General features: G+C 68.9%; 21 protein-coding genes. 12 read left to right on the top strand and 9 right to left on the bottom strand.

Going from position 1 to position 21,356, the window contains the following annotated elements; translation table 11 throughout:
* Window positions 1–134 precede the first annotated feature (134 nt).
* Entirely contained in the window at window positions 135–776 is a 642-nt protein-coding gene (gene chpT, locus ACOJTB_RS15540; protein WP_420103430.1) for a histidine phosphotransferase ChpT, read from the bottom strand.
* Window positions 777–903: 127 nt separating this feature from the next.
* Between chpT and ACOJTB_RS15535 the strand changes: the two genes are divergently transcribed.
* Window positions 904–1,737 (top strand): 3'(2'),5'-bisphosphate nucleotidase CysQ family protein, encoded by an 834-nt coding sequence (locus tag ACOJTB_RS15535; protein ID WP_420103429.1) that lies wholly within the window; start codon window positions 904–906, stop codon window positions 1,735–1,737.
* 10 nt (window positions 1,738–1,747) lie between these two features.
* Here the strand turns inward: ACOJTB_RS15535 and ACOJTB_RS15530 are convergent, their stop codons facing one another.
* On the bottom strand, window positions 1,748–2,320 hold the full coding sequence (locus tag ACOJTB_RS15530; protein ID WP_420103428.1) for a YHS domain-containing (seleno)protein: 573 nt from the start codon (window positions 2,318–2,320) through the stop codon (window positions 1,748–1,750).
* Window positions 2,321–2,590: 270 nt separating this feature from the next.
* Here ACOJTB_RS15530 and ACOJTB_RS15525 point away from each other — a divergent pair, with 270 nt between their 5' ends.
* The 4 genes from ACOJTB_RS15525 to ACOJTB_RS15510 all read left to right on the top strand — a co-directional run bounded on the left by ACOJTB_RS15525 (window position 2,591) and on the right by ACOJTB_RS15510 (window position 6,301).
* Window positions 2,591–3,184, top strand: a complete 594-nt coding sequence (locus ACOJTB_RS15525; protein ID WP_420103427.1) for a DUF1134 domain-containing protein — start codon at window positions 2,591–2,593, stop codon at window positions 3,182–3,184.
* A 138-nt stretch (window positions 3,185–3,322) separates the two neighbouring features.
* Window positions 3,323–4,315 carry a coiled-coil domain-containing protein gene (locus ACOJTB_RS15520; RefSeq protein WP_420103426.1) on the top strand — a complete coding sequence of 331 codons (993 nt, stop codon included), beginning with the start codon at window positions 3,323–3,325 and terminating at the stop codon, window positions 4,313–4,315.
* Between the two features lie 187 nt (window positions 4,316–4,502).
* Window positions 4,503–5,444, top strand: coding sequence for a sugar kinase (locus ACOJTB_RS15515; RefSeq protein WP_420103425.1), 942 nt, complete (start codon window positions 4,503–4,505; stop codon window positions 5,442–5,444).
* Window positions 5,441–6,301 (top strand): TIGR01459 family HAD-type hydrolase, encoded by an 861-nt coding sequence (locus ACOJTB_RS15510; RefSeq protein ID WP_420103424.1) that lies wholly within the window; start codon window positions 5,441–5,443, stop codon window positions 6,299–6,301. Before ACOJTB_RS15515 ends, ACOJTB_RS15510 begins: the two co-directional genes overlap by 4 nt.
* 3 nt (window positions 6,302–6,304) lie before the next feature.
* On the opposite strand, the gene ACOJTB_RS15505 is transcribed toward ACOJTB_RS15510, so the two are convergent.
* Window positions 6,305–8,677 (bottom strand): glycosyltransferase family protein, encoded by a 2,373-nt coding sequence (locus ACOJTB_RS15505; protein ID WP_420103423.1) that lies wholly within the window; start codon window positions 8,675–8,677, stop codon window positions 6,305–6,307.
* Between the two features lie 31 nt (window positions 8,678–8,708).
* On the bottom strand, window positions 8,709–9,836 hold the full coding sequence (ribA, locus tag ACOJTB_RS15500) for a GTP cyclohydrolase II RibA (RefSeq protein ID WP_420103422.1): 1,128 nt from the start codon (window positions 9,834–9,836) through the stop codon (window positions 8,709–8,711).
* A 240-nt stretch (window positions 9,837–10,076) separates the two neighbouring features.
* On the opposite strand from ribA, the gene ACOJTB_RS15495 reads away from it, so the two are divergent.
* Entirely contained in the window at window positions 10,077–10,643 is a 567-nt protein-coding gene (locus ACOJTB_RS15495) for a cytochrome b (protein WP_420103421.1), read from the top strand.
* A 7-nt stretch (window positions 10,644–10,650) separates the two neighbouring features.
* On the opposite strand, the gene ACOJTB_RS15490 is transcribed toward ACOJTB_RS15495, so the two are convergent.
* The 5 genes from ACOJTB_RS15490 to ACOJTB_RS15470 are packed head-to-tail and all read right to left on the bottom strand — an operon-like array spanning window position 10,651 to window position 14,231.
* Window positions 10,651–11,490 (bottom strand): class I SAM-dependent methyltransferase, encoded by an 840-nt coding sequence (locus tag ACOJTB_RS15490; RefSeq protein ID WP_420103420.1) that lies wholly within the window; start codon window positions 11,488–11,490, stop codon window positions 10,651–10,653.
* Complete coding sequence (locus ACOJTB_RS15485) at window positions 11,490–12,551, bottom strand: glycosyltransferase family 4 protein (protein ID WP_420103419.1); 1,062 nt, start codon at window positions 12,549–12,551, stop codon at window positions 11,490–11,492. The genes ACOJTB_RS15490 and ACOJTB_RS15485 overlap by 1 nt, the downstream gene beginning before the upstream one ends.
* Window positions 12,548–12,949, bottom strand: a complete 402-nt coding sequence (locus ACOJTB_RS15480) for a 6-pyruvoyl trahydropterin synthase family protein (RefSeq protein ID WP_420103418.1) — start codon at window positions 12,947–12,949, stop codon at window positions 12,548–12,550. The genes ACOJTB_RS15485 and ACOJTB_RS15480 overlap by 4 nt, the downstream gene beginning before the upstream one ends.
* Before the next feature lie 15 nt (window positions 12,950–12,964).
* Entirely contained in the window at window positions 12,965–13,432 is a 468-nt protein-coding gene (locus tag ACOJTB_RS15475) for a bleomycin resistance protein (RefSeq protein WP_420103417.1), read from the bottom strand.
* A 7-nt stretch (window positions 13,433–13,439) separates the two neighbouring features.
* Entirely contained in the window at window positions 13,440–14,231 is a 792-nt protein-coding gene (locus tag ACOJTB_RS15470) for a zinc-dependent alcohol dehydrogenase (RefSeq protein WP_420103416.1), read from the bottom strand.
* 258 nt (window positions 14,232–14,489) lie between these two features.
* On the opposite strand from ACOJTB_RS15470, the gene mdoH reads away from it, so the two are divergent.
* The 6 genes from mdoH to ACOJTB_RS15440 form a co-directional block, all read left to right on the top strand.
* Window positions 14,490–16,349 (top strand): glucans biosynthesis glucosyltransferase MdoH, encoded by a 1,860-nt coding sequence (gene mdoH / locus ACOJTB_RS15465; RefSeq protein ID WP_420103415.1) that lies wholly within the window; start codon window positions 14,490–14,492, stop codon window positions 16,347–16,349.
* A gap of 82 nt (window positions 16,350–16,431) precedes the next feature.
* Window positions 16,432–17,409, top strand: coding sequence for a hypothetical protein (locus ACOJTB_RS15460; RefSeq protein ID WP_420103414.1), 978 nt, complete (start codon window positions 16,432–16,434; stop codon window positions 17,407–17,409).
* A gap of 255 nt (window positions 17,410–17,664) precedes the next feature.
* The gene (gene otnI, locus ACOJTB_RS15455) at window positions 17,665–18,444 is read left to right on the top strand and encodes a 2-oxo-tetronate isomerase (RefSeq protein ID WP_420103413.1); all 780 of its coding nucleotides are present in this window, start codon (window positions 17,665–17,667) and stop codon (window positions 18,442–18,444) included.
* Window positions 18,444–19,448 carry a glucokinase gene (locus tag ACOJTB_RS15450; protein WP_420103412.1) on the top strand — a complete coding sequence of 335 codons (1,005 nt, stop codon included), beginning with the start codon at window positions 18,444–18,446 and terminating at the stop codon, window positions 19,446–19,448. Before otnI ends, ACOJTB_RS15450 begins: the two co-directional genes overlap by 1 nt.
* A gap of 35 nt (window positions 19,449–19,483) precedes the next feature.
* Window positions 19,484–20,527 (top strand): acyltransferase family protein, encoded by a 1,044-nt coding sequence (locus tag ACOJTB_RS15445; protein ID WP_420103411.1) that lies wholly within the window; start codon window positions 19,484–19,486, stop codon window positions 20,525–20,527.
* Between the two features lie 89 nt (window positions 20,528–20,616).
* Window positions 20,617–21,356, top strand: a 740-nt coding sequence (locus ACOJTB_RS15440) for an ATP-binding cassette domain-containing protein (protein WP_420103410.1), incomplete at its 3' end; no start/stop codon positions are given.

The following is a 21,356-nucleotide window of genomic DNA, read 5'->3' as shown; positions in this document are numbered from 1 at the left end:
AAGGACCATCACCCAACGCAACACATGGGGCCATTAGGGCCCAGAAGGGTTGATGATCGGTTGAAGACTTGCTGCGTCATGCGAGATTTTCCGGCGCGGGCGCCGAATCTCCGGTCATGCCCCCCGATCCGGGGTCAGGCGGCCTTGGCTGCGGCGATCGAAACCGTGTCACCCTCGATCGCGAAGGTGATCTCCATCCCGGCGGCGCGCGCCACCATGCCGGTGTAGAGCGGCTGCACCGCGTGGGCGTCGATCGTGCCGGTCTCCGAGCGGCCCGCGATCAACTCCTCGACATGCGCCGGAATGCGGGCATGCGAGCCGGTGGCGGTGATCTCGAAGCGGGCCTGCTCGCCCTCGACCGTGGTACGCGAGATCAGCTTGCCGCCGCGCGGGACGGCCTGCGTCGCGATGACGAGCAGGTTCAGGAGCAGCTTGACCTGGTTCTTCGGCAGCAGGGCGCGCGGCGCGTCCCAATCCAGCGAAAGCTTGTCGTCGTTGAGGAAGCCGTTGGCGACGTTTCCGGCGTCGCCGAGGTCGATCATCGCGCCGGCCGAGCCGGCGGCGCCGACGGCGAGGCGGGCGAATTGCAGCCGTGCGGAGGCGCTGCGGGCGCTCTTCTTGATCAGTTCCAGTGCGAAATCGCGCATGGAGGGGTCGTCTTCCTCCAGGACTTCCAGCGCATTGACAATCGCGCCGACCGGGCTGATCACATCATGGCAGACGCGGCTGCAGAGAAGCGCGGCCAGATCGAGCGAATCGAGCGAGATGGCGGTCATGGAGGCGAAATCCCGGGGTGAGCGCTGCGCCGAGAGCGTGGCGCCGTTGCGCTCTGGTATGCTGCCCTCTTGGTTTTCATGTGGTTAATCACCAGATTCAGCCCGCAATGTTCAAGGATGGGCCGCGATGATCGGCCGTGACGATCCCCGCCTCAAAGACCGTGACGCCATTGCGCGCAAACTGGCCGCGGCCGCGCGCGCGGCCAGCGTCGCCCTGCTCCAGAAGCGCGCCGCCTACGAGGTCCGGCTCAAGACCGACGGCTCGCCCGTCTGCTCGGCCGATCTGGCGGCGGATCTGGCGGCCAAGGCGGCGCTCGAACGCCTGGCGCCGGGCATCCCCGTCGTGAGTGAGGAAACGGTCGAGACCGTGCAGCCGGGCCCGGTCTTCATCCTGCTCGATCCGCTGGACGGCACGCGCGAATTCATCGCCGGCGGGGATAATTACTGCGTCGCCATCGCGGTCGTCGTCGATGGCCGGCCGATCGCCGGCGCCATCGCCGCGCCCGCGCTGGGCCGGCTGTGGTTCGCGGGCGAGCATGCCTATGCACAAGGGTTCGGCATGGGCGGCGCACCCGTGGGGCGGGCCCGCCTTGTCCATGTGCGTGAGGTTCCGGACGCCGGGCCGCGCCTGCTGGTCAGCCGTTTTCACGGCGACGGCCGCAGCGACGGCATCGCCGCATCCTTGTGTTCGATGCAAGGCGTGCCCGTCTCCTCCGCGATCAAATTCGGGCTGCTGGCGGAAGGGGAGGCGGATCTGCATGTCCGCTGCGGCCAGACGATGGAGTGGGATATCGCGGCAGGCGATGCGATCCTGTCGGCGGCGGGCGGGGTCGTGCTGACGCTGGACGGGGCCGTGCCCCGCTATGGCGTGGTGGAACGCCAGTTCCGCAACCCGCCCTTCGTCGCGGCGTCCAGCGAGGCGCTGGCGCGCCGGGCGATCGCGGGCGACGCAGCCGCCTGACCGGCGACGATCAGCGCACGAGCTGGCGGGATACTTCGGCCCAGCGCTCGCGGGCGCGGGAGAGCAGGCCGCGATCGGCGAGAAAGCGCGTGCGGTTCTCGGCGCTGCGGAAGAGAAAGAGCTGGGTGCCCACCACCGCGTAATAAAGAGGTTCGCTGTCCACGGCGGCACCGGCCGCCACGCCCGTGGCATCGAAGCCGCCGAAGGCGGGGGCGTAGATTTCCGGCGCATCGCGGAACGCCGCGAGATTGGCCGATGAGGCGAAGCGCCATGCGATCCCGTTGATCATCAGCTCGAAATCCGGGGAGCCGGCGGTTGGTGCGCCGAGCCGGTAGCTGACGGGGTCGAAGCCGTTGAGGGCGAGGCCGAGGCGCAGATCACGCTGCATCGTCTCGCCGACGGAGGGCAGCTCGGGCAGGCCGGATGGCAGGTCGCGGTTGGCCGAGGACGAGTTGGTGCTCTTGCCGGGGACGGCCTGCGTCGGCGGGTTCGGCGCATTGGCGAAAGCAGGGTGGCTCAGAACCGACAGCGCAACCATCCCGACGGCCAGCGCTATCCAGCGCTGCCATGTTACCGCCTTCATCCGCGCAAATCCTTCATTGCTCCGCCAAACGAGGCAGGCTGTTCAAATTCACCCCTTGGATAGATTTGCGGCGTATCAACCAGGTAACCGAATTGATTCGGATTTGTCGGATCCGTGCATTTTCTGCATGTCGATGACTGCCGACCGGCCCAGGATCGGTGCGCCTGCCGCGACGCAGCCGCGCCGCCATCGTCCGGATGGACCTGGCGATCCGGCCTCTCAAGCGTCCCGCCGTCGGCACCCGGCGGCCCCTATTCGGAGATCGCCTGCATGATCCAGACCCGCCGCAATCTGATCAAGGGTGGCCTGGCAGCGGCCCTGACCGGCACCAGCCTGTCCAGTCTCGCCACCGCCGCCCTTGCCCAGAATTACGACGGCCAGCGCTCCTTCTCGCAGAACGAGCTGGTCGATTCCGGGCATAAATTCTTCGGCAATGTCTCGCGCGGCCTCGCATTGACGATCGAGGAGGCGGTTCGCCGCTGGGGAGAGCCCAACGGCTACATCCTCGGTCAGGAGGCCGCCGGCGCCTTCGTCGGCGGGCTGCGCTATGGCGAGGGCACGCTCTACACCCGCAATGCGGGCGACCGGCGCGTGTTCTGGCAAGGGCCCTCGATCGGGTTCGATTTCGGGGGCGAGGGTGCGCGCACCATGATGCTGGTCTATAATCTTCCGCGCGTGGATGCCGTCTATCAGCGCTTCGCCGGTGTCGACGGCTCGGCCTATTTCATCGGCGGCTTCGGCTTTACCGCGCTGACCGCGGAGGGCATCACGCTGGTGCCGATCCGCACGGGCGTCGGCTGGCGGCTGGGTGTCAATCTCGGCTATCTCAAATTCACCTCGCAATCGACCTGGAACCCTTTCTGAGCCGGTCCCGACTCTCCAAGCCGCTGCGGAAGCGTCGGATTCTCCTCGAGCGTCGCTGCTGCTTCCGCGCCGGGTGCTCTGGCAAGGCGGGCGGCGGCATGGCAGACTCGTTTCCTCGCTCGATCGGAGGCGCGTGACGTGATCCAGGCCGCGATGTTGATCGCGCTCGGCTTTCTGTGTGCCTCGCTCCTGGCGCTCGCGCTGTTGCCGGCGCTGGCGCGCCGCGCCGAGCGTCTGGCCCGGCGGCGGGCGGAAGCGGCATTTCCTCTGTCCTTGGCCGAGATCGCAGCGGATCGCGACCATTTGCGGGCCAAATGGGCGGTCAAGATCCGCGCGGCCGAACAGCAGGCCGAGCGCGGCTTCGCCGCCAGGGCCGAGAGCCTCCAGACCCTCGGCCGTCGCGACATGGAGATCGCCCGGCAGCAGCAGGCTCTGTCCGAAACCGAGCATCGTCTCGCGCTGATCACGGCGGAGCTGGCGCAGACCCAGGCGGAGCTCGCCACACGCACCGAGGAACTGGCGCGGGACGCTGCTGCGCTGCGCGATGCGCAGGCATCGCTGTCGGAGCGCGAAACTCAGCTGGCTGCGCTTCGCCACGAATATGAGAGCCTTCGCGTCGCCCAGGTCGAAAGCCGCACCGAAATCCTCGTCCTGCAGGGCAAGCGCGACGAACTCGCTGTCGCCTTGGCGGCGGCGAGCGAGCAGGGCGCCGCCTCTGAAGCGGCTTTCGGCGAGATGTCCGCACGGCACGAGGCAGAGCGGCTGCGGGCCGAGGCGCTCGCGGCGCGGATCGGGCAGGCGGAAGCAGGGCTGGCGGCGGCCGATGCGCAGGCGAGCGCCGCTTCGGCCGCGCTGCTGGAGGCGAGGCGGAACCATGCGGAGGAGATCGGCGCCTTGAATCAGGCAGACACCGAACGGGAGGCCCGCATGGAAACGCTGCGGGCCGAACTGATGTTGCTGGAGGGCGCGCTCGCCCAGGCGCGGGCCGATGGCGAGGAGGCGCGGCAGGCGCTTTCGTCCGCAAGACGGGCCGTCGTCGAACCGGCCGATGCCCCGGCGCTGCGCCGCGAAATCGTCAGGCTGGCCGACAGCCTGATGGATACCGTGCCGAAGCAGCACGCTGCGGAGTAGCCGCGTCCGGGGCGATGCCGCACTCGAGCTCGTCCGGGTCGGCGCCGCGTGTCTCGAGAGGCGGCTCGCTTTTGCCGGTCACCGGCCCGCCCAGCGGGAAAAGCGCATGACAGGGCTCTCGCCGATGCTGTAGGAGGAGGGCGCTGCCCGAGGCGCTTCCTGCGCCATTTAAATGGTTTGAAATCCCGTGACGGCCAGACATTTCGACCTTCTCTGCCTCGGCGAGCCGCTGGGCGAGTTCAACGCGACGCGGGGCGAGGCCGGCGCCTTTCTCTTCGGCCATGGCGGCGACACGTCCAATTGCGCGGTGGCGGCGGCCCGGCAGGGCCTCAGCGTCGGCTATCTCGGTGCGCTGGGGGACGACAGCGCCGGCCATTCGCTGCGCGCGCTGTGGAGCCGCGAGGGGATCGACGACAGCCATGTCGCCACCCATCCCACAGCGCCGACAGGGCTCTATTTCGTCGAGCACGGCCCTGCCGGCCATGTCTTCTCCTATCTGCGCGCGGGGTCTGCCTCGAGCCTTTACGGCCCGCGCGACCTGCCGGCCGACGCGATCCGTTCGGCGCGCATCGTGCAGGCCTCCGGCATCAGCCAGGCGATTTCGGCGAGCGCCTGCGACGCGGTGTTTGCAGCCTTCGAAACGGCACGTCAGGCCGGGGTCCTCACCGCCTACGACACCAATCTTCGGCTGAAGCTCTGGCCGCTGACGCGCGCGCGGGCGATCATCCACGCTGCCTGCGCGCTCTCTGATATCGTTCTGCCGGGGCTCGACGATGCGGCCCAGCTCACCGGGCTGAGCGATCCCGACAGGATCGCGGATTTCTATCTCGGCCTCGGCGCCAAGGTCGTGGCCCTGACCATGGGCTCGGAAGGCTCGCTCGTCGCTACCCCGCAGCGGCGCGAGCGCTTCCGGCCGATCAGGGTCGAGGCGATCGACGCCACCGGGGCCGGCGATTGCTATGACGGCGCCTTCCTCGCCGAATATCTGCGCACCGACGACGCCTTCGCCGCCGGGGCCTATGCCAATGTCGCGGCCGCGCTCTCGACCCAGGGCTATGGCGCTGTGGCGCCGCTGCCGCGCCGGGCCGATGTCGAGGCCCGGATCGCGATGGAGGCGGCCGGCCGATGAGCGTTCCGGTTCTGGAGAGGGCGGGCGATCTGCTGGCGCGCTACGAGGTTCTGGTCAGCGATGTCTGGGGCGTGGTTCATGACGGGCTGTGGGCGCTGGAGCCGGCCTGCACGGCGCTGACCGCGTTCCGCGAGCGCGGCGGGGCGGTGGTGCTGCTGTCCAACGCGCCCGGCCCTTCGCAGCAGGTCGCGGGCGTGCTCGACGCCAAGCGCGTGCCGCGCGGCTGCTGGGACAGGCTCGTGACTTCGGGAGACGTGACCCGGGCGCTGATCGCGCAGAGCCATCACAAGCGCGTCTATCACATCGGCTGGCACAGCGATCTGTCGGTGTTCGAGGGGCTCGGCGTCGAGCTGGTCGGCGCCGAGGAGGCCGACATCGTGGTCGCGACCGAGCTGAACGATTATCGCACCGAGACCCCGGAGCAGTATCGCCCGCTGCTGGCAGGCTTCGCCGCGCGCGGCCTGCCCTTCATCTGCGGCAATCCCGATCTCGTCGTGCATGTCGGCGAGGATCTCCTGCCCTGCGCCGGGGCGCTTGCGACGATCTATGAGGAGCTTGGCGGCTCCGTCGCCTGGGCGGGCAAGCCCTATCGGCCGGCCTATGATCTAGCGCTCGCCGCCGCGGCCGAGACCCGCGGCGGGCGACCCGTCGATCCGGCGAAGGTGCTGGTGATCGGAGATGCGGTGCGCACCGATCTCGCCGGCGCGCGACTGATGGGCTTCGACAGCCTGTTCATCGCCGGCGGCATCCATCGCGACGAGACGATGCGCGGCGGCCGTGTCGATCCTCAGGGGCTGGCCTCAGTGCTGGAAGGGCTCCCGGTGCAGCCGGTCGCGGCGATGGGCGCGCTGGGCTGAGCGTCACGGTGCACGGTCGCTGCCGCGCTTCGTCAGCCGCGCCATCACATCCCGCCACAACCCCTCCAGTGGCCGGAAGACGAAGCGCACGGTCGAGCGGCCGGGCGGCACCGCGACGGCGCGGAACAGCACATTGGCGCGCAGGATCTCGGCGGGCCGGCCGTCGATCTCGACCTGCCACCAATGGTGCCAGACGTCGTTGAGCACGACATAGCCGCCGGAGGGGGCGTCGACGGCGAGGTTGATCGTGGTCGTGCCGTAATCGCGGATCGCGACGGCGCCGGGCTGGGCCGGGCCGGGCTGCGCCGAGGCGCTCGGAGGCGGGCGGTCGAGCAGCACGGTGCGGCGCGGATCGAAGCCCTCCGGCCATTGGCCGCTCGCCAGGATCGCGTCGAAATCGGCCTGCCTGGCCTCGCCGACGACCAGCACGCGCGGCAAAGCGCGCGGGTTCTCGTAGATATAGGCGTCCTGCGTGCGCGCGATGGGCGCAAGGTCGCCCGGTTTCAGCCTGCGGTCGATCTCATCGGCGGGTACGCCGGTGGCGATGAAGCGCAGGCCCAGCATGTCGGCCAGCAGCGAGCGGTAGCCCGGCATCAGCGGCGAGAATTTGCGCTGGTCGGGCAGGGCGACCTGATCCTCGGCGCCGGTCGCCTTGGTGTAAAGGCCGAGCCTCAGCGGATTATAGCCCAGCGTGTTCTCGAGCTGGTGGACGAGGCTCGCATTGGGCCAATGGAAGTCGATCGCCGCGAGCTCGACCCGGTCGCGCCGGTCCGGGGCGGCGGTTCGGGCGGTTTCGCGCTTGAGCACCGCGATGGTCTCGTTGCCGGTGTCGCGGCGCAGCACGTCGAACATGGCCGAGGGCAGGGCGGTGGATTCGCTGGGGCCGTTATTGACCGACAGATCCACGGTCATCGTCGCCCCCAGCACGATGGCGGCAGCCATCGCCGCGCCGCGCCGGGCGAAGCCGCGCGCGGCGACAAGCGCCCCGGCCACGAGCACGCCGCAGAGAAGGGCGGTGGCGAGCGGCACCAGCGCGACATGAACGCGCCCGATCGTCCAGGCAAGCCAGAGCGCGGCCACGAAGGCGCCCGCGAAGATCAGCGCTTCGAGCGCGATCTGCCAGCGCTGCGGCTTCGGTGCGAGGCCGGAGAGAAGGAGATGGGCGAGATAGCCGCCGAGAATCGCGAAGAGCGCGCCGAGGATGAACAGCGCATCGGCGGGGCGGCGGTAGAAGTCGATCCCCGGCAGCATGAACAGCAGGCGAAAGCCGGGCGTATAGCGGCCGAGCGCGAAGACGAGCATGATCGCGGCGGCAATGGTGAGGGCGACGATCTCGCGCCGGAACAGAGCGCCGCGCACGAGTCCCACGGTGAGGATGAGCGCCATCGGCAGCAGGCCGAGATAGAGCTGGCTCATATTACGGGCGAGGAAGAGCTCGAGCGGGCCGAACCGCGCCTCCCAGGCCGGGCTCGGCGCGCCCCAGAAATCGGCGAGCGGACCCGCGGCGCCATAGAGATTGGCGATGAGCCCGGTCAGGAGCGAGGCCGGGTGCAACGAGCCCTTGCCCGCCTCGACGAAATCGATCACCGGCCGGTTGGATTCCTGCGCGATGAACAGCGTCAGAAGGATCGGGATGGTGGCGACGAGCACGCCGCCGAGCGCCCCGGCCAGCAGCGGCTTCACGCTGGAGCGCAGGGCGCGCAAAGGCTGGCGCGCCATCCCGATCGCTGCGGCGACGAGCCCCGCCAGCACATAGACGCCCAGCAGCGCGACCTGATCGCGCCCGAGCACCATGAAGCCAGCCACCAGCCCGGCGGCAAAGCCATAGCGGATGCAGCCGCGTTCGAGCGCGCGGGAGAGCAGGAAGAGCGCGATCGCGAAATAACCCAGGCTGAGGACCTGCCCGATATGCTGGATGCGCCAGGCGGCGGCCGCGCCGAAGGCGAAGGCCAGGCCCGCGACCACCGCGCCGCCCGGATGCCAGCCGCGATCGCGAAAGATCATCACGATCGCCAGCGCTCCGGCGAGCAGCGTGCCGAGCGCGGCGCCATCGAACAGCCGGAAGCCCGGGTCGGAATCCAGCGCCGCAACCAGCGCGTAAGGCGGCGAGAAGATCAGCGATTGCGGGTCGGCGACCTGGGGCGAGCCTGAGAACACATAAGGCGTCCAGAAGGGCGAGAGGCCCTGGTGCCAGCTCGATGCCAGAAACTGAAGCTGCGGATAAAAATGGGCCTTGGCGTCCCAAGGGATGGTGAGGGCGCCCGAAAGCCATGGCCATGACAGGCATAGCCAGGCCGCGCAGACGATGAAACAGACGCCGGCCAGCGGCCAGCGTCGGGTTTCGTCGGCATCCATGTGATCGTCGGGCCTCGCCATGGGAGCGGGGTGTCCGAAAATCGCCGGGCGGTCAATCCGTCGGCGCGGCGCGCGCCATCAGCGCGTCCATGTCGATGATGTGGCCGGCGCGGTCGCGCTTGGAAGCGAGATAGCGGACGTTGTGGGCGTTGGGGCGGCCCAGAACGCGCTGGCTCGCCGCAACCTCGAGGCCGGCGGCTTCGATGGCGCCGATCTTCTGCGGGTTATTGGTGAGCGCGACGACGTGAGCGACGCCGAGCTGCTTCAGCATCGTGGCGGCGAAGTCGAAATGGCGCTGGTCGAGATCGAAGCCCAGCACCTCGTCGGCGTCATAGGTGTCCCAGCCCTGGCTCTGCAGCTTGTAGGCGCGCATCTTGTTGGAGATGCCGTTTCCGCGGCCCTCCTGGTCGAGATAGAGCAGGATGCCGCCCTCGTTCTGCGCCATCCAGTGGACGGTCTCGCGCAGCTGGTCGCCGCAGTCGCATTTCAGCGAGCCGAAGAGGTCGCCGGTGAGGCAGGCTGAATGCAGGCGCACCGGCACCGCCTTCGACAGGTCCGGCTTGCCGACGACGATGGCGACCTGATCACGTAGGCCTTCCCCGCCGCGGAAGACGACGAATTCGGTTTCCGAGGCGCCCTCCAGCGGCACCGGCGCACGGCCTACGATCTTGAGCGTCGCGGCCTGGGCCGCCCGGTAGCCGCCGATCGCGTTGGTGGAGACCTCGATCAGTGGCTCGGCCGCAATCTGCTCGGCCGTGACATAGACCAGCATCACCGCCGGCAGGACCAGCGACAGGCGCGCCAACTCCAGCGCCGCTTCGTCGAGCGCCGAAGCCGGTGCGATCGGCGCATCCATGCGGCCGTCGATCTTCAGGGCCAGCGTCTCGACTCGCTCCAGATCGATGCTCGGCAGGGCGAAAATGCCGGCTTCCTCGCGCCCCTTGGCGCCCAGACGCCGCAGCCGCGCAGCAGAAAGCACGAGATGAGCCCCGCCGGAGGCCAGCGCATCGAGGCGTGCGACCAGGTCGGGGTCCGCCAGTTCCGCCGAGAGAGCGATGGCGAGGCGATCGTCCTGCCGCAGCAGAACGGGCCGCCCGGACCGGAATTCGGAGATGGCCCTGTCGACGGTGACGAGATCGGTTTCACCGGGAAGGCCCAGGAGACTACGCGACTCAGGCATGAGGGAAATCCATCAGAGCGGGCCGTCTGGCCCAGGAATGTCTCAGATACGCCGGACCGTGGATATAGGATCACATCCCGCACACCGCTACCAACGTCTGCGATATCGGAGGAGTTCCTCCGGTACGGCCCCTTCCGGAGCCGCACCCTGTCGCAGTCGAGATAGCCGCAGCGCAGCCCATAGGCCTCCCGGATTGAACATGGCATGAATGACGTTACGATCACCGCCGCGGAGCAGGCCATGCCGAGAGCAACCCCGGAAACGCAGCGCGTCTATGCGCGGCCGGCCCGCATCCTGCACTGGCTAACCGCCATCGGCGTCTTCGTCCTGCTGCCACTGGGGCTGGCGATGACCTATCGCGGCAAAACCCTCGATCTCTGGGACGGGCTGACCGAAGCGCTCTACAGCGCGCATAAGCTCGGGGGCTTCATCCTGCTCTGGTTGGCCGCCGGGCGGCTGATCTACCGGCTGCTGCATGGCGCCCCGCCGGACGAGCCGTCCCTGTCCGGCCCGCAGCGCCTTGCCGCCCATCTCGTCCACTGGGCGCTGTACGGGCTGCTGCTGGTGGTGCCGCTGCTCGGCTGGATCGGGATTTCGCTGTTCCCGGCACTGGGCGTCTTCGGCCTGTTCGATCTGCCGGCTCTCGCCAAGCCGGACGAGGCTGCGGCCGGCCGCGTGCTCGGGCTGCACGGGACGCTCGCCTTCGTGCTGGCCGGGCTCGTCGGGCTGCATGCGGCGGCGGCTCTGTTCCACCGCTTCGTCCTGCGCGACGGGGTGCTCGGCCGCATGTGGCCGAGCCGCCGCTGAGCGAGGCTCAGACCGGACGCGCCCACAAATCGTGATGGCCGACCAGCGCGCTGCTGGCGGTCTTCCGCGCGGCGAGCCAATCCTCCAGCAGGCCGGGATCGAGATGGCCGGTTTCGGCCGCCGCATCGGCGATGCCCTGCGCCAGCATTTCCAGCAGCGGAGCGTGCCGGTCATTCAGCCGCCAGGCGCTGTCTCCGGTCGAGACGGCGAACCCGGATTTGCGGAAGGCCTCCGCCAGCAGATCGCAGGCATCGGGACCGGCCGAGGGGCCAAAGCCCTTGTCGCCATGCTGGTGATGCTTGAAGGCGGCGTGGACACCGGCATCGGCACGGTGCTCGGGCTTCCATTGCTCGCGCCCGTCATAATTCAGCGCGGCGTAAAGCGGCAGCTTGAGGCTGGTGAGCACGGCGACGAAGCGCTCGATCCAGCGTTTGGAGACCAGATCGAACAAAGCGGCGGCCGTGACCAGATCAGGCTGCCAGCCCAATACCCATTCCAGATCCTTGGCGAGATCGACCTGGCGGGTGTCGACGGTCAGGACCTTTGCGCCCTTGGTCAGCACCAGTTCCTCGCCCTGCTCGCGTGCCTCGTCGGCCCATTCGGTGAGGCGCCGGCGAGCGTGGGCCAGCAGGTCGGCGTCGTAATCGACAAGGGTCCAGTGCTGGCGGTCGGGCAGAGCGGCAAAGCTGCCGCGCAGAGTGGAGCCGGCACCGCAACCCAGATCCACGACCGACACGGAGGCCCGGCCGGCGAAATGCGATCCGACGGCGCCGAGAACCTGCGGATTGCGCGCCGCATGATCGGCGGGCTCGCGCAGAGCGAGCCAATCGGGAGAAAACCCAGCCATCAGTTCATCCTTGCGCCGGCGCCGAGGCATGCCTCCGCGACGGTTCGTGCCGTGTCCCGCCAGCGTGGGAGCGCGGCGGCTCCAGCCCAGGCGGCATCCGCGCGCGCGATCCGCTCGGACGGCGCATCAATCAGAGTTGCCAGCGCCTTGGCAAGTGCCGCTACGTCACCTGGAGGGGTCTTGAGCGCCGCCGCCTCGGGCAGCGCCTCGGCGCCGGCGCCGCGGCGCGAGCAGACGATCGGCAGGCCGCGAGCCAGCGCTTCGGTCAAAACCATGCCGTAGCCCTCATAAAGCGAGGGCATGACGAAGATGTCCGCCGTTGCGTAAAGGGTGTCCAGCCGTTCGGCGTCGACGGCCCCGGCGAAGGCCACACGCTGCGACCAACCCTGGCCGGCGACCGTCTGCTGCAAGCTGGCCGCCGTGGCTGGGGCATGGTCGGGCGAGCCGGCGATGGTGAGGTGCCAGGGCCGGTCGGCGATGGTGGCGAGCGCCGCCAGCAGGACTTCATAGCCCTTGCGCGGGATCAGCGAGCCGACTGCGAGCAGTCGGACGGTTTCCGTCGCGGCGCGTGCGAGCGTCCGCGGGGCGGGATCTGTGCCGGGGATGGCGATGGCGACGGATTGCTCCGGCACGCCGAAATCGGAGACGAGGATGTCCTTGGTCGGCGGGCTGGTCACGATGACGGCGCGGGCATGGCGCAGGGCCGCGCGCTCGCTGGCGCGCAGAGCCTCCTCCTGTGGACCGGACAGGCCCGTTTCGAGAGCGAGCGGATGGTGGACGAGCGCGACGATCCGATCGCCGAAGCGTCTGGCGAGCTCTTCCGGAAAGGCGCCAAAGGCCAGCCCGTCGATCAGCAGAGTCTCACCGGGCGCCGCCGACGCGAGCAGGGCCTCGGTCGCCGCGATATCGGCCTCGCCCGGAAAGGGGAAGAAACCCGGCAGAGCCAGATGGCGGGCGGGGATGCCAGCCTGCCGCCATTCCTGCAGCAGGCGCCGATCATAGGCGTAACCCCCGGTCGGCAGGTCGATGTCGCCGGGGATGGCGAAGGCAATCCCGCTCACGCGAGCGCGCCCTCGAAGCTGGCGCGGGCGAGATCGGTCTCGTGCAGCGTGACGCGGATGCGGGATAGCCCGGCGCCATCGGCCCCGAGGGCGCCGGACAAGGCCGCTGCCTTCATGGCGTCGAAGATGTGCTTGCAGAGGAATTCTGTGGTGGTGAGCACCCCTGCAAATTGCGGGAGCACGTCGAGATTCTGGTAGTTCAGCGGCTTCAGCGTCTTCGAGAGCACGTCCAGCGCCGCGCCGATATCGACCACGACGTTCTGGCGGTTGAGCTGTTCACGGAAGAAGGCGACATCGACCACGAAAGTCGCGCCGTGCATGGCCTGTGCCGGGCCGAAGAAGGGATCGGGCAGCGAATGGCCGATCATGATGCGGTCGCGGACCTCGACGGAAAACATGCGATCTCCTGTGGCTCAGAGCGAAGCGGCCCGGGATGGGCGCCGGCCGAGCGGCTGCGAGAAACGCAGCAGATAGCCGTCCGGATCCTGAACGAGGAATTGATGGACGCCGGTTTCTTCATGCGGGGAGACCCGGTACCAGCGCTCCTCGGGGCCGAAGAAGAGCGGCCAACCGCCGCGCGAGAGCGCCTCCAGCAACAGTCCGACATCGCGCACGGTGATCTCGAAATTGATCCCGCGGCCATAGGGCCTTTCGCGCGGGCCGGTGTCCCAGATGCCGAGACGCTCGTCCGGGCCGGTGTCGTATTCCTCGAGCATGAACTCCACGCCCTCGCGCTCGATCGCGGCGAAGCCTTCTTCGGGGCGGTCATAGAGGATGCGGAAGCCGAGCAGGTCGCGCCAGAAGGCGAGGCTCGCCGGCAGGGAGGTGATGTTCAGCTCCGGCACGAGCATGGGGCGGGGCTGGCTGCGGTCGGTGGTCATGTCGGCTTCAGTAGCGGATCGCGGCGGTGAGGGCGCGCGATTCCGGCGACAGAATGCGCGGCAGTTCGACGGGCGCGTCGGCGAAGGCGATCTCCTCGCTGATCAGCGCATCCAGCCGCTCGTCCGCGAGCAGGCTCAGGGCAGCGCGGGTGCGCCGGGCATAATCCCAGCGCGGCCGGCGCGAGGGGGCGATCATGCCGACCTGCGACGAGACCAGTTGCAGCCGGCGCGCATGGAAGGCGCCACCCAGCGAGGCCGGGATCTCGCCCTCGCCATACCAGCTGAGCTCGACGATGCGCGCCTCGATGCCGGCGCAGCCGATCGCCGTTTCCAGCCCCGCGGGGCTGGCGCTGGTGTGGAAGACCAGATCGGCATCGGCGGGGGCCTGCTCCGGCAAGGCGAAACCGATGCCGAGATGCTCGGCCAGCGCCGCCCGGCCGGGCTCGACATCGACCAGGGTCACTTCGGCCCCCGGCATGCGCCCGGCCAGCCAGGCGACCAGAAGCCCCAGCACGCCGCCGCCGATAACGACGATGCGGTCAGCCGGGCCGGAGCCGGCATCCCAGTGGGCGTTGAGCGCGGTCTCCACATTGGCGGTGAGGATGGCGCGGCGGGCCGGTACGTTGGGCGGGACCACCGAGACCCGGTCGGCCGGCACGACGAAGCGATCCTGATGGGGATGGAGGCAGAAGACGGTGTGCCCTATCAAGCCGGCGGGGCCCTGCTCGACGCGGCCGACGGCGCAATAGCCATACTTCACCGGGAAGGGAAAATGCCCCTCCTGAAAGGGTGCGCGCATGCGCTCATGCTCGGAAGCCGGGACGCGGCCCTCGAATATCAGCCGCTCCGTTCCGCGGCTGATGCCGCTCCAGAGCGTGGTGACGAGACAGTCCTGTGCTCCAGGGGCAGGCAGGCTCTGCTCATTCAGACTGCATTCACGGGGCGCCGTATACCAGAGCGCACGGGCTGCAATCCGTGCCTCTCCCGTGGTTGCCGGTTCCGTCTCCCGCGCCATCGCATCCGATCTCTTCAGCCCGAGCCTGCCTACCTGCGCCCCATGACAGACACCGTCACGAACCCGCGCCTTGCTCCGACCACGTTCGCGCAGCCCGCGCAAGCGATCGAGGCCATCGGCCTCACGCCCGCCGGCATCCAGAGTGCCGCCACTCTGGCGCGCCGGCGCTTCGTCGTGCTCGCTCTCAATCTCGTCACGCTCGCAGCGCTGGTCTACGGCCTCGCTCATGTGCTCGGCGCCGGTGGCTGGAGCGTCGCGGACGGTGTCATTCTGGTCGCCTTCCTGTTCGGCGCACCCTGGACGGTGCTCGGCTTCTGGAACGCGGTGATCGGGCTGTGGTTGCTCCACCGTCGCGGCGACGGGCTCGCCGAGGTCGCGCCCTTCGCCGCAGCGGGCGAGGACGGCAAGCCCCTGGCGCTGCGCACCGCCGTGCTGATGACGCTCCGCAACGAGGACCCGGCGCGCGCCTTCCGCCGGCTGCGGGCGGTGAAGGCGAGCCTCGACGCGACCGGCGAGGGCGTCTGGTTCGATTACTTCGTGCTGTCCGACACCAATGACGCCGCGGTGGCGACGGCCGAGGAGGCGCTCGCAGCCGCCTGGGCGCGGGAGATCGGCGAGCCGGCGCGGCTGACCTATCGGCGCCGCAGCGACAATGCCGGGTTCAAGGCCGGCAATGTCCGCGATTTCTGCGAGCGCTGGGGCGATCGCTACGAGCTGATGCTGCCGCTCGATGCCGACAGCGTCATGTCCGGCGAGACCATCCTGTCGATGGCGCGGATGATGCAGGCCTATCCGCGCCTCGGCATTCTGCAGAGCCTCGTCGTCGGCATGCCGAGCCGCTCGGCCTTCGCCCGCATCTTCCAGTTTGGCATGCGCCAGGGCATGCGCCCCTACACGATGGGCTCGGCCTGGTGGGGCGGCGATTGCGGGCCGTTCTGGGGGCATAACGCGCTGGTGCGCGTCGCGCCTTTCCGCGATCACTGCCATCTGCCGATGCTGCCGGGCAGGGCGCCGCTCGGCGGGGCCGTGCTGAGCCACGACCAGGTCGAGGCGGTGCTGATGCGCCGGGCCGGCTACGAGGTGCGCGTGCTTCCGGTCGAGGGGGGCAGCTATGAGGAAAACCCGCCGACGCTGCTCGACTACCTCAAGCGCGACCTGCGCTGGTGCCTCGGCAATCTGCAATATCTCAAGCTGCTGAATCTCGGCGGGCTGAAGCCGATGAGCCGCTTCCAGCTCGCCTGGGCGGTGCTGATGTTCCTCGGCCTGCCGGCCTGGACGCTGATGATCGGCCTCCTGCCGCTCAAGGTGCTGGAGGACCGCGCCATCGCCGATTATCCGGCCGGTGTCGCGATCGGGCTCTATCTCGTCTTCCTGGCGATGTATCTTTCGCCCAAGCTCGCCGGCTTCGTCGACATCCTGATCAGCAAGGGAGCGGTGCAGCGTTATGGCGGCCTCCCGCGCTTCCTCGCCTCGATGGCGATCGAGCTCGTCTTCGCCTTCCTGCAGGGGGCCGTGTCGTCCCTGCGCACCACGATCTTCATGGTCGGGCTTCTCTTCGGCCGCTCGCGGATCGGCTGGAACGGGCAGGCGCGCGATGCCCATGCCCTGTCCTTCGCCACCGCCTTCGCCGGGCTCTGGCCACATCTGCTGTTCGGCGGCTTCCTTTTCGTCGCACTGGGGCTGCTCTCGCCGGCTGTGCTGTTCTGGTCGCTGCCGATGACGGCGGGCTATGTTCTCGCCATCCCCTTCGCGATGATCACGGCGCTGCCCGCGCTCGGTGCCTGGCTGGAACGGCGCGGGCTTTGCGGGATTCCGGAGGATTTCGTGACCGCACCGGTGCTCGAAGCCATCGCCAGCACCGGCGTGAGCGCCGAAGCGCCAGAGCTGCCGAAGGCCGCCTGACGTCATCTGCGGCTTGCGCGACGCCGCCCGGGCAGGCCATCTGACGACCAAACCCATCGACGACGAACGGGACCGACCAGCCATGACCGTTTCGCGCCTCCGCGCCGCCGCCCTCCTGCTCTGCCTCGGATTCGCCGCGCCGGCCTTCGCCGCCGGCGACATCGCCGTCGAGCTCAAGAACGAGTCCGAGCCGGTGCTCTGTGCCGAGAAGGACAACGTCACCATCAAGGCGATGTCGCCGCAGGTGCGCCGCTTCCAGATCGAGGCGGCTCATCCGGCCTATGCCGCCGGTCTCGTGCGCGATAATTGGGACGCCGACTGGGCCAATTGCGACATGAAGGGCGACCCGTCCTTCGCGCCGCCGACGCCGCCTCGGCGCATCACCTTCTACGAAAGCATCGACTACTGGCTGGTGGGCTACACCTTCCCGACCTTCTGGCGCCCCGCCGACACGACGTTCCGGGTCGGCGACCGGGTGGAGAAGGGGCTGCATCTCGTCCAGCTCTGGAAGCTCGGCAAGGACAAATCCTACGAGGTGCTCGTCGTCTATCCGCAGGACGGCTATTGGCGCGCCCGGCCGATGCCGCCGCAGGGCCTCGGCTTCAACTCCTATGGCTCCTCCTTCCTGTTCGGGCCGATCGAGCAGGAGGGCCGCCCGGTCGTGAATATCAGGGAGATCGAATTCGACCCGAAGACGGTCTCGTTCAAGATGCATTTCAAGGATGGCAATGCCGGCACGCTGACGCTGGCCAGCGTCGACGAGAACCGCATGGTGCTCGACGCCGTGCTCGACAGGCCGGTGGGCGAGGGCAAGGGCTTCGTCGCGCTGCGCTCGATGTACGTGACCGAGTTCAACAACGACGTGGCCCGCATCGCCATCCGCGAGCCGGGCGCCAAGGGCTGGCGCGAGGAGCCGCTGATGCCCTTTCAGGGCGGCAAGGCGACCGATGTCTGGATGGGGCGCACCAATTACTCGCGCCACAACACGTCTTCGCCCGACATGATCTTCCGTCACTTTTCGGCCGATCCGAACCCGCCTGCTCAGGCGGAGAAGAAGTGAGCGGGGCTGCCCCGCTGACGTCACGCCCTTGGGTCATCCCGGACAAGCCGCTTCAGCGGCGCCGATCCGGGATCCATGCCTGAACCTTTCCTGGACGTGCTCCGGCATGGATCCCGTCTGCGCTTCGCTCCGCCCGGGACGACGGCGCGTTTTGGCTTGGGCGGAACGCTGCCCCGCCGTTTCGCGTTGCCGCATGACGCGGGCAGTCGCACAGGCTAGCCTGCGACCACGATCGCTCGACGCCCAGAGACGCCCATGCCGCGCTTTGCCGCCAATCTCTCGATGATGTTCACCGAATGGGACTTCCTCGACCGCTTCAAGGCGGCGTCGGACGCCGGATTCGAGGCGGTGGAGTTCCTGTTTCCCTATGAACACGCGCCCGAGCAGATCGGGCTGGCGCTCGCAGGCGGCGAGCTGGAGCAGGCGCTGTTCAACCTGCCGCCCGGCGACTGGGCCAAGGGCGAGCGCGGTATCGCGGCCTTGCCGGGACGCGGTGGCGAGTTCCGCGCCTCGATCGACCAGGCGCTGCCCTATGTCCATGAGACCGGCGTGAAGCGGCTACACATGATGGCCGGCCTTGCCGATGCGGACGATCCGGAAGCGCAGCAGAGCTATCGCGAGAACCTCGCCTATGCTGCCGATAAGCTCCGCGAGCATGGCATCGACCTGCTGCTGGAGCCGATCAACGGCAAGGACATGCCGGGTTACTTCCTCAACGATTTCGACCGCGCCGCCGCTTTCGTGAAAGAGGCGGGGCGGCCCAACGTCAAGCTCCAGTTCGACATGTATCATTGCGAGCTGATCCATGGCGACGTCTCCGCCAGGCTCAAGGCGCTCTATTCCCTCGTCGGTCATGTCCAGGTCGCACGCGCCAAGGGCCGGCACGAGCCCGATGCGTCGGGCCCGGATTATCCGGCACTGTTCTCCGAGCTCGACGGGCTCGGCTATGGCGGCTTCGTCGGCTGCGAATACCGGCCCGAGCATGGCACGCTCGAAGGCCTCGGCTGGTTCGCGCCGTTCCGGAAGCCGCTCTGATGCGCCCGCCCTCCATCGCCTATCCGGTTCTCATCGCCGATATCGGCGGGACGAATTGCCGCGTCTCGCTGGTCGAGGATGCGGAACGGCCGCATCGCCATCTCGCCCGCATCGGCACCGGCAGCTTCGCCACCGCCGAGGAGGCGTTCGACAGCGTGATCGCAACCCTGCCGCAACGACCGCGCTCGGCCGTGCTGGCGGTGGCGGGCCCGATGGAGGGGCGCATTGCGCAGCTTACCAATGCGAGCTGGCATTTCGACGGGCCAAGGATCGCCGGCCGGCTCGGGCTGACGCAAGGCCTGCTCGTCAATGATTTCGAGGCGCTCGCCGCCTCCCTCGCGGTGCTGAAAGCCCACGACGTCGAGACGCTGATCGAAGGCGAGCCGGAACAGGGGGGTGTCAAGCTTGTCCTCGGGCCGGGGACCGGGTTCGGCGCGGCGGCGCTGCTGACGCAGGGCGAGCGCGGCTTCCTGCTGCCGACCGAATGCGGTCATCTCGGCCTCGGGCCGGAAGATCCGGCCGAAGAGAAGCTCTGGCCGATCCTCGCCGCGAAGGAGCCGCGGATGACGATCGAGACGCTGCTCAGCGGCGACGGGCTGGTGCGGCTGCACAAGGCGGTCGCGGCCAGTTCCGGCCTCGACGAGCCGCAGATCAGCGCCGCCGACATCAGCCGGATGGCCCTGGACGGTGACCCCGCGACGCTGATGACCGTGGTCTGCTTCTGGCGGCTGCTGGCGCGTGTGGCGGGGGATCTCGCGCTCGCCTTCAAGGCGACGGGCGGGGTCTACATCGCCGGGGGGATCGCGCCCCATCTCTTGCCGCTGGCCGACAGGGCCGCGCTGCGCGCCGTCTATGTCGCCAAGCCGCCGCTCGAGGAGCTGATGGCCAAGATTCCGCTCCACGTCGTCACGGCGCAGGACGCGGCCGAGCAGGGCCTCGCCGCCATCGCCGCGCAATTGTCGCGCTTCGGCCTCGACGATCCCCGGCGCTTGTGGTTTGGCTGAGCGCTCCCGCCAGCCCAACCCAACGACGAAGCAGCGTGCCGTCCATCTCCTCCATCCAGGTTCTGCGCGCGCTCGCCGCCCTGATGGTGGTGGTCCACCATGTTCAGCCCGACGCTGCGCTGCTGGCACAAGTCAGCGGTAGCGCATTTCACCCGGCGCACTTCCTGCCGTGGATGGCGGGCGTCGACATCTTCTTCGTCGTTTCCGGCTTCATCATGGTCCACAGCTCGCGCGAGCTGCTGGGCCGGCAAGGTGCCGCAGGTCTCTTCCTGCGGCGCCGGCTGGTGCGGATCGTGCCGCTCTACTGGGCGATGACGGGTCTGTTCCTGCTTGTAGGGGCGGTGAAGCCTTCCGTGCTGAACTCGGGCCCGCCCGACGCCGCGCAGATCCTCGGCTCGCTCCTGTTCTGGCCGATGCTGTCGACGCAGGGCTTCGTCCAGCCGGTCTATTCGCTGGGCTGGACGCTGAATTACGAGATGCTATTCTATGGGGTGTTCGCCGCCGCGCTGCTGCTGCCGGCGCGTTGGGTGCTGCCGGCCGTGTCGATGGTGCTCGCCGGTCTCGTCGCGACGGAGGCGCTGCGGGGGCCGCTGCCGCTGCCCTTCGGCTTCTGGGGCCAGCCGATCGTGCTGGAGTTCGCCGCCGGCATGGGGCTGGCCGTGCTGCGCGGCCGGGGCCTGCGTCTGAATGCGCCGATGCGCAGCCTCGCCGCGCTGGCCGGGGTTGGCGTGCTGCTGTTGGCCGCGCGGCAGGGCGAAGGCGCTGGCTGGAGCGTGGTGGCGTGGAACGGCTCGGCCGCGGTGCTGCTCGTGCTGTCTGCGGTCTGCGGTCGAGAGGGGGGGGAGCCGCCTGCCGCCGTCAAGGCGCTGGCACGGCTCGGAGACGCCTCCTATGCGCTCTATCTCGTCCACCCCTTCGTGATCCGCGGACTGCGCGAGCTTGTCCTGCAAGCGGGGGGCGTCTGGCCGCTCGCCTTCGTCGCCCTCGCCATGGCCGCCTCCGTGCTGGCGGCGCTGCTGCTGCATGCCGGGTTCGAGCGCCCGATGCTGCGTCTGCTCCGGCGCCGACCGGTCCCCTGAGCCGCCCGGCGCGGGGCGTGACAGGGGCGCGGTGCCGGTCTATCCCGCTCGCTGGCTCACGGAACGCGGTTCCGTTCATTGGACAACACATGGCTCCTCTGCTGCATCTTCGCGACGTCGCGCTCACCTTCGGCGGCCAGCCGCTGCTGGAATCCGCCGAGATCGCGGTTTCGGCCGGCGAGCGCGTCTGCCTCGTCGGGCGCAACGGCTCGGGCAAGTCGACGCTGCTGAAGATCGCCGCCGGCATCGTCGAGCCGGACCATGCCGAGCGTTTCGTCCAGCCGGGCTCGACGATCCGTTATCTGCCGCAGGAGCCGGACTTCACCGGCTACAAGACGTCTCTGGCCTATGTCGAGGCGGGCCTCGGTCCCGGCGACGACGCCTATCGCGCGCAGTATCTGATCGATGAACTGGGCCTCACCGGCAACGAGGACCCTGCCTCGATGTCCGGCGGCGAGTCGCGCCGCGCCGCGCTGGCGCGCGTTCTGGCACCCGAACCCGACATCCTGCTGCTGGACGAGCCGACCAACCATCTCGACCTGCCGGTGATCGAATGGCTGGAGCAGGAGCTGAAATCGCTGCGTTCGGCCATGGTGCTGATCAGCCATGACCGGCGCTTCCTCACCTCGCTCTCGCGCGCCACGGTCTGGCTCGATCGCGGCGTGACGCGGCGGATGGAAAAGGGCTTCGGCGAGTTCGAGGCCTGGCGCGACGAGGTGCTGGCGCAGGAAGAACTCGACCGCCACAAGCTCGACCGCAAGATCGCCCGCGAGGAAGATTGGCTGCGCTATGGCGTCAGCGCGCGCCGCACGCGCAACCAGCGCCGGCT

The sequence above is a fragment of the Allobosea sp. genome (genome assembly GCF_048595345.1).
Classification (GTDB): Bacteria; Pseudomonadota; Alphaproteobacteria; order Rhizobiales; family Beijerinckiaceae; genus Allobosea.
Note: the sequence above shows the minus strand (reverse complement) of the source record. Positions and strands in the feature narration are given on the sequence as shown.